The sequence below is a fragment of the Mesorhizobium sp. M7A.F.Ca.ET.027.03.2.1 genome, assembly GCF_003999175.1.
Classification (GTDB): Bacteria; Pseudomonadota; Alphaproteobacteria; order Rhizobiales; family Rhizobiaceae; genus Mesorhizobium.
Genome location: NZ_RZOM01001251.1, coordinates 1 through 1584 on the forward strand (window position 1 = coordinate 1; position 1584 = coordinate 1584).

The window sequence follows — 1584 nt, forward strand, 5'->3', positions numbered from 1 at the left end:
CTCACCGGCCGAGCAGGCGACGCTGCTTCGCCTGCTCCAGCGCATCAACGACGACGACCCATCGAATGGCGACGGCGGCAAATAAGCTGCGTCCAGTCCTTTTTTCCATAACAGCAAAAGTGAGAACCGATGTCGTCCGACCTCCAGTCGTCTGCCAACACGCTCGTCGTCCGCAATATCGGTCTCATGCTGAGTGGCGATCTAGCACAACCGATCATCGACGCCGACACCATCGTCGTGACCGATGGACGTATCACCGGCATTGGCAAGGCAGGCGACATTGATGGCGGCAGCGCGGCGACGGTCATCGATGCGATGGGCTGCGCGGTCGCGCCGGGTCTTATCGACAACCACGCCCATCCGGTGGCCGGCGACTGGACGCCTCGGCAGAACCAGATCGGCTGGATGGATTCGACCGTGCATGGCGGCGTCACCACCATGATCTCGGCGGGGGAAGTCCACACGCCGGGCCGACCGCGCGACCTGGTCGGGCTGAAGGCGCTGGCGATCGCTGCCCAACGCACCTTCTCCAACTTCCGTCCGAACGGCATGAAGATCCTGGCCGGGGCACCGATCCTGGAACCCGGCCTTACCGAGGAAGACTTCCGCAGTCTCGCCGAGGCCGGCGTGACGCTTGTCGGCGAGGTCGGGCTTGGCGGCGTCAAGGATGGGCCGACCGGCCGGCAGATGATCGCCTGGGCGCGCAAATACGGCATGACCTCGATGACCCACACGGGCGGCCCGTCGCTGCCCGGCTCCGGCCGCATCGGCGCGGATGTCGTGCTGGAGGTCGACGCCGACATTGTCGCCCACGTCAATGGCGGGCCAACCGCCCTGCCCGACGCGGAAATACGGCAGATCTGCGAGAAGGGCTCGAGGGCGCTTGAAATCGTCCATAACGGCAATTTGCGCACCGGACTGTTCGTGCTCGACCTGGCAAGGCAGCGCGGCGAACTTTCGCGCGTCATCCTCGGCACCGACAGCCCGGCCGGATCCGGCGTGCAGCCGCTCGGCATCCTGCGGACGCTCACCATGCTGGCTTCGCTGGGCGGCATCGCGCCGGAAGTGGCGTTCTGTCTTGCCAGCGGCAACACGGCGCGCGTGCGCAGACTGGACGATCGCGGTTTGATCGAGGTCGGTCGCGCCGCCGACCTGATCTTCATGGACCAGGCGATCGGCGGCGCCGGCGACGGGCTGCTCGACAGCGTGGCGCTCGGCAATCTTCCAGGCATTGGAATGGTCGTCATCGACGGCGTGGTGCGGACCGGCCGGAGCAGAAATACGCCTCCGGCGCTCCGGGTGCCGGAAATCCTGGCGGCCTGACGGTCAGCCGACGCCGTCAATCCCGACAATCTTGTCCTTGGTCAGCCCGCCGACGCGCGGGTGCGGCCTGCCGGAATCGGTGACGGCGATAGCGACGACGATCTCGTCGGCACGCGGTGCGTCGGGAACACGAACCTCCATGCCGTCGAAATGGCTGCGCACCCGCGCCGCATCCTTGTGACCGAGCGGAATATCGAACGACACGCCGAGGCCGCCGCGCTTCTTCGATGAAGGAATGAGCGCGGCGCCCTTGCCAAGCAC

At 66.5% G+C, this 1584-nt stretch carries 2 protein-coding genes; one reads left to right on the forward strand and one right to left on the reverse strand.

The window, feature by feature from the left end; translation table 11 throughout:
* The first annotated feature begins 129 nt into the window (after window positions 1-129).
* On the forward strand, window positions 130-1323 hold the full coding sequence (locus EN750_RS33525) for an amidohydrolase family protein (RefSeq protein ID WP_127399212.1): 1194 nt from the start codon (window positions 130-132) through the stop codon (window positions 1321-1323).
* A gap of 3 nt (window positions 1324-1326) precedes the next feature.
* On the opposite strand, the gene EN750_RS33530 is transcribed toward EN750_RS33525, so the two are convergent.
* A partial coding sequence (locus tag EN750_RS33530) for an amino acid synthesis family protein (protein WP_145968163.1) occupies window positions 1327-1584 on the reverse strand: 258 nt, incomplete at its 5' end.